The organism is Nocardia vinacea, assembly GCF_035920345.1.
In the GTDB taxonomy this organism is placed as follows: domain Bacteria; phylum Actinomycetota; class Actinomycetes; order Mycobacteriales; family Mycobacteriaceae; genus Nocardia; species Nocardia vinacea_A.
On record NZ_CP109149.1, the window covers coordinates 10,352,091 to 10,358,337 of the forward strand.

The 6,247-nt window shown below is 66.3% G+C and carries 6 protein-coding genes; all 6 read left to right on the forward strand.

The features are described from left to right. Positions 1-148: 148 nt before the first annotated feature. The 6 genes from OIE68_RS46880 to tyrS all read left to right on the forward strand — a co-directional run bounded on the left by OIE68_RS46880 (position 149) and on the right by tyrS (position 6,114). Complete coding sequence (locus tag OIE68_RS46880; RefSeq protein WP_327097309.1) at positions 149-1,321, forward strand: NAD(P)/FAD-dependent oxidoreductase; 1,173 nt, start codon at positions 149-151, stop codon at positions 1,319-1,321. Between the two features lie 103 nt (positions 1,322-1,424). Next, entirely contained in the window at positions 1,425-2,315 is an 891-nt protein-coding gene (locus OIE68_RS46885; protein WP_327097310.1) for an RNA polymerase sigma-70 factor, read from the forward strand. Positions 2,316-2,346: 31 nt separating this feature from the next. Continuing rightward, entirely contained in the window at positions 2,347-3,495 is a 1,149-nt protein-coding gene (locus tag OIE68_RS46890) for a low temperature requirement protein A (RefSeq protein ID WP_327097311.1), read from the forward strand. Between the two features lie 22 nt (positions 3,496-3,517). Next, on the forward strand, positions 3,518-4,129 hold the full coding sequence (locus OIE68_RS46895; protein ID WP_327097312.1) for a DNA-3-methyladenine glycosylase: 612 nt from the start codon (positions 3,518-3,520) through the stop codon (positions 4,127-4,129). Positions 4,130-4,235: 106 nt separating this feature from the next. After that, positions 4,236-4,679 carry a DoxX family protein gene (locus OIE68_RS46900; protein ID WP_327097313.1) on the forward strand — a complete coding sequence of 148 codons (444 nt, stop codon included), beginning with the start codon at positions 4,236-4,238 and terminating at the stop codon, positions 4,677-4,679. A gap of 145 nt (positions 4,680-4,824) precedes the next feature. After that, positions 4,825-6,114, forward strand: a complete 1,290-nt coding sequence (tyrS, locus tag OIE68_RS46905) for a tyrosine--tRNA ligase (RefSeq protein ID WP_327097314.1) — start codon at positions 4,825-4,827, stop codon at positions 6,112-6,114. The last annotated feature ends 133 nt before the right edge of the window (positions 6,115-6,247 follow it).

A 6,247-nucleotide genomic window follows, 5' to 3' on the forward strand; every position in this document is an offset into this window, starting at 1 on the left:
ACATCCGGGAGCGTCCCCATTTCACCCCTGATCCGATGTATGTCCCACGTCACACCGCATGGCTGTCACGTCCGGCGGCGGTGCTTTGTCCGATGTTCGTCACCAACCAACAAACCTGCCCCGGTGACACCGACCATGGGAGCAAGCCATGACAACGCATCGGATCGTCGTACTCGGCGCGGGCTACACCGGCATGCTGGCCGCTGTCCGGCTGGCCCGGCGGACCCGCAAACTCGACGTCGAGATCACCATCGTCAACCCGTCCGCCCGCTTCACCGAGCGGCTCCGCATGCACCAGGTCGCCGCGGGTCAGGAGTTGGCCGATAACCGGATCCCGGAGATCCTGGCGGGTTCGGGCGTCGAATTCGTCCAGGGCTGGGCGACTTCCATTGATCCCGCCGCGCAGCGGGTCTACGTCGACGGCACCGGCACACTGCACTACGACGAGCTGATCTACGCGCTCGGCAGCAGCACCGACACCAGCATCGTGCCCGGCGCCGCCGATCATGGCTGGACCCTGAACGATCCGCGCACCGCGCACCGTTTCTCCGAACACCTCGCGGTGGTCGCGGCCGATGCCGGCACCGTCGCGGTCTGCGGCGGCGGTCTGACCGGCATCGAGGCGGCGGCCGAAATCGCCGAGAGCTACCCGAACCTGCGCGTCACGCTGATCAGCAGCACCGAACCGGGCGCGATGATGGGCGATAAGGCCCGCGCCTACCTGAACAGTGCGCTCGATCGGCTCGGTGTCGCCCGCAAGGTCGGCCAGGCGGTCACCAAGGTTCTTCCGGATGCGGTCGAACTTGCCGACGGCGAACTGGTTTCGGCCGATCTGACCCTGTGGACCACCGGCGTCCGCGTCTCGCCACTTGCCGCCCAGTCCGGCATCGAAACCGACGCGCGCGGGCTGATCGTGGTTGATCCGACCCTGCGGTCGGTTTCGCACCCGAACATCCACGCCATCGGCGACGCCGCCGCGGTGCGCCAGGCCTGGGGGCAGATCCACGGCACCTGCCAGTCCGGTCTGCCGACCGCCGCCTACGCCGCCGACTCCATCGCGCGGCAGCTGAAGAGCAAGACCGTCAAGCCGTTCCGGTTCGGGTACTTCCATCAGCCGGTCAGCTTGGGACGCAAGGATGCCATCATCCAGTTCACCAAGGCCGACGACACCCCTGGCCGCTTCTACCTGACCGGACGCGCGGCCGTCTTGTACAAGGAAGGCGTGAGCAGCAGCCCGGTGCCGAGCTTCCAGCTGAGCAAGAAAATGACGGTTTCGGTCCAGCTGTCCAAGGGCGGCAAGGCCACGCGTCGGACCGCATGAAACCGGCCCGGATCGGCCGTCCGCCAACCCAGGCGGGCGGTTTCCGCGTTCGTCCGGACAGTTGGATTGCCAGATCCGGACATGCACTAGGAACATGGTCCAGATGGTCGACGCTACGCCCGCGCAGGATCCCTTCATCGAACACCGGCGGCTGCTCTTTTCCACCGCCTACCGGATGCTGGGCACTGTCACCGATGCCGAGGACATCCTCCAGGACACCTGGCTGAAGTGGAATGAAACCGATCAGTCGACCGTCCGGCATCCCAAGTCCTATCTGGTGCGCACAGTCACCAACCTGTCGTTGAACCGGCTCACCTCGGCCAAGGCCAAACGCGAAACCTACGTCGGCCCTTGGCTTCCCGAACCCCTGCTGACCTCACCGAATATCGCCGAGGAGACCGAGTTGACCGACACCGTCTCCACCGCGATGCTGGTGGTACTGGAGACCTTGAATCCGGTGGAACGCGCGGTCTTCCTGCTGCGCGAGGTATTCGGCTACAGTCACGCCGAAATCGCCGACACCCTCGACAAGCCCGAGGCCACCGTCCGGCAGATCGCGCATCGGGCCCGCTCACATGTGCAGTCCCGGCGCCCGCGCTTCGATACCGATAAGGCCGAGCGCACCCACATCACCGAACAGTTCATGGCCGCCTGCGCCGGTGGCGATCTCAACGCCCTGATGGATCTGCTCGCCCCCGATGTCACCTCGTGGTCCGACGGCGGCGGCGTGGTCACCGCGGCTCGGCGTCCGCTGTACGGACCGGATCATGTGGCGCGCTGGGTTCTCGGCGTACTCGCCAAGCCGTCGGTCGTAGGCGTCGTCCTCGCGCCCGCGCATATCAACGGCGAACTCGGGGCGCTCGCGCTTATCGACGGAAACCCGGTGGCGGCGTTCACCTACGACATCATCGACGGCCATATCCACAACCTGCGCTTCCAGGTGAACCCGAGCAAGCTCAAGGGGCTCTACATGGGGACCGACGTGATCGGATGACCAGTTCGGCGTGTTGCTTTACGATCCTGCCGTGACCAGCTCGACCACGGAACCGAACGTGGACGGAGGACAGGTTCGGGTTTCCACCCTGGAGCTGTTCTTCGATCTCGTCTTCGTCTTCACCATCACCCAGCTGACCCACGTCTTCACCCACCATCCCGGCTGGGAGGCGCTGGCGCAGGTGGTGGTGCTGTTCGGGGTCATCTGGTGGATGTACAGCGGCTACGTCTGGCTCACCAACGAAGTGGCGCCGAGCAATTCGCAGCGCCGCACGCTGCTGTTGATCGGCATGTTCGGCTTCTTCGTGCTGGCGTTGGCAATCCCGGACGCGTTCCACGGCACGGGTCTCGCCTTCGGTCTCGGCTACGTCCTGGTCAACACCGTGCACACGGCGTTGTTCTGGGTCAGCGGCGGCACCTCGGCGAGCCAGGCGATCAAACGCATCGCGCCACTGAACGCGCTCGCGGCGGCGCTCGTGCTCGCGGGCGGCTTCGTGCACGGCTGGTGGCAGTACCTGTGCTGGGGGCTGGCATTCGCGGTGCAGGTACTGAGTCCGTACCTGGTCGACACCCGCGATTTCGTGGTGCGGGCCAGCCATTTCTGCGAGCGCAACGGGCTGGTAATCATCGTCGCCATCGGTGAATCGGTGGTCGCGATCGGTCTGGGGCTGGCGGGGGAGAAGCTGACCGTGCCGCTGACCGCCACCGTCGCACTCGGCCTCTGCCTGGCCTATGTGCTGTGGTGGGCCTATTTCGGGATCGACGACGAGCGCGGCGAGCACGCGCTTGCCGCGGTCCCCGAGCGGGAACGCTCGCGTCCTGCGGTGCTCGCCTACGGCTATGCGCTCTACCCACTGCTGATCGGCATTACCGTCGCCGCCGCAGGCATCAATATGACCATCGCGCACGGCAATGAACCCGCCTCCATCGCCGCTGCCTCCGCGCTCTCCGGCGGCGTCGCGCTGTACTTCTTCGGCCAATACTGTTTCCGGCTCGCCCTCGGCTTGCCGCGCCCGTGGTCGCGACTGCTCGCCGCCGCGGCGGTGGCCGCGACCATCCCGATCGGTATCGCATGGGCCGCCTGGGCACAGCTCGCGGTGCTGGTCGCGGTCGGCTATGCCGCGGTGATCATTGATGACCTCGTCACGCTGCGCTCGGGCCAGCACAGTCGCTACGTCTGACTTTCGGGAACAATAGAGAGTCGTGCGTAATGAGGAACTCGCCGTCGAGCCACCTGCCGCGGCTCGCAGACTGCTCGGCTCGACGCTGTGGTCTGGGCCGGTCGGCGTGCGAATCGTCGAGGTAGAGGCATATGGCGGCGATCCGGCCGGACCGTGGCCGGATCCGGCATCGCATTCCGGACGTGGGCGGACCAAGCGCAATGCGGTGATGTTCGGGCCCGCCGGAGTGCTGTACGTCTACCTCAGCTACGGCATGCATATGTGCGTGAACGTGACCAGCGGTCCGGACGGCACCGCGAGTGCGGTACTCATCCGGTCGGGCGAGGTGATCGCCGGGTCGGACGCGGTCAGGGAGCGACGACCCGCGGCCCGCACCGACACCGATCTGGCAAGGGGCCCTGGGAATCTCGGCAGTGCGCTCGGAATAACGCTGAGCGACTACGGAACTCCACTCTTCGACCCTGCCTCGCCGATCCGGTTGGAGCTGAACGGCGCGATCGACCCTGCCGAGATTTCCAACGGACCGCGCGTCGGGGTCAGCAGTGCCGCTGATGTGCCGTGGCGATTCTGGATCGCATCGCCGGCGGTCTCGGTCTACCGGCGCAGCCCGCGTGCCCCGATCGAAGCGGTATAACACCAGGTCACAAGAATTTTCGGGATCGGCGATGAGTTTTCGCCGCGGTGTCCGTCCTATCTGTTGAACGCGCTCCCTCGGCGCGACCGACCCGAAGGAAAGACAGATGACCGCCATCGCCCCCGCCGCCCCGATCACCACCAATACCGCCACTGTCGCCCACCGCCCCGGCAAGAAGATGACTATCGCACTCTGGACCGTGCAGGTCCTGCTCGCGTTGTTCTTCATCATCGCCTCCGCCGCCCCGAAGCTGCTCGGCGCGCAAGCGGCGGTCGAATCCTTCGACACGATCGGCTGGGGTCAGTGGTTCCGCTACTTCACCGGCCTCGTCGAACTCGCCGGCGGCATCGGCCTGCTGGTGCCCCGCCTGACCGGCCCCGCGGCCGTCGGCCTGACCGTCACCATGGTCTGCGCCGCCCTGACCCAGGTGCTCCTGCTCGGCGCGCCCGCTCTGGCGCCCTTCCCGCTGGTGCTCGGCGTGGTGTTCGTCTGGATCGCCTGGCAGCGTCGCGACAGCATCATCGCGATGCGGGAGCTGCTGGCTCGCTGAACGTCTGAATAACGCCCACGATCGGCAGACTGCGGTCTGCCGATCGTCGGCGCGTTCAACGAAAATCATTCGCCCTGCGTGGCGGCGCGCGGCGACACTGAGGGCCATGCCGGTCGCGGGGACCGGTGCGGAAAGATAGGGCAGCGTGACCGGCGACATCATCGACGAACTGACCTGGCGCGGACTGCTCGCGCAGTCCACCGACCTGGATGCCCTGCGCGCGGCGACAGCCGCCGGGCCGCTGACCCTCTATGCCGGTTTCGATCCCACCGCGGCCAGCTTGCACGCCGGACATTTGGTCCCGCTGCTGGCGCTGCGGCGGTTCCAGCGCGCGGGCCATCGCCCGATCGTGCTGGCCGGCGGTGCCACCGGACTCATCGGCGATCCGCGCGACGTGGGCGAGCGCACCATGAATTCGACCGATACCGTCGCGGAATGGGCGGGTCGTATCCGCTCGCAGCTCGAGCGTTTCGTCGCCCTCGACGACTCGCCCACCGGCGCGATCATCGTCAACAACATGGAATGGACCGGCCAGCTGTCGACTGTCGATTTCCTGCGCGATATCGGCAAGCACTTCTCGGTCAACGTCATGCTGGCCCGTGACACCATCAAGCGCCGACTGGACGGCGAGGGCATCTCCTACACCGAATTCAGCTACATGCTGCTGCAGGCAAACGACTACCTGCAGTTGCGCCGCAACTTCGGCTGCACACTGCAGGTCGGTGGTTCGGATCAGTGGGGCAACATCATCGCGGGAGTCGAGCTGAACCGGCGTGTCGACGGTGCGTCGGTGCACGCGTTGACCCTTCCGCTGGTTACCTCGGCCGACGGTAAGAAGTTCGGCAAGTCGACCGGGGGCGGCAGTCTGTGGCTCGATCCGGAAATGACCAGCCCGTACGCCTGGTACCAGTACTTCGTGAATACTGCCGACGCCGATGTCGTGCGGTACCTGCGCTGGTTCACCTTCCTGTCTCGGGAGGAGCTGGCCGAGCTGGAGTTGGCCACCGCCGAGCGTCCACACGCACGCGAAGCGCAGCGCAAGCTGGCCGAGGAAATGACGAACCTGGTGCACGGCGAGGCGAATACCCGGGCCGTGCAGTTGGCGAGTCAGGCCTTGTTCGGACGCGCGGATCTGCGTGAACTCGATGAGCCGACGCTGTCGGCAGCCCTGCGCGAAGCCGCGGTCGACGGCACGGTCGCCGAGGTCGGTGTCGGTGAACCGAGCACGATCGTTGATCTGCTGGTCGCCACCGGACTGTCGGAGAGCCGCGGCGCCGCACGGCGCGCGGTGAACGAAGGCGGGGCGTCGGTGAACAACGAGCGGATCTCGGATCTGGAATGGACGCCCGCCGATGCCGACTACCTGCACGGTCGGTGGTTGGTGCTGCGCCGCGGTAAGCGCAACTTCGCGGGCGTACTGCGGGCTGGCGCATAAAGATCACGTGGCTCGGGTCACATTCGGGTGGCCCGAGCCTGTTTTCCGGGGTGTCAGATGGCCTCTGACCTGCGAAATGACATGTGTGTAGTGCGGATTTGACTCGACGTTCTCCGCCGCGTAACTTTGTCCA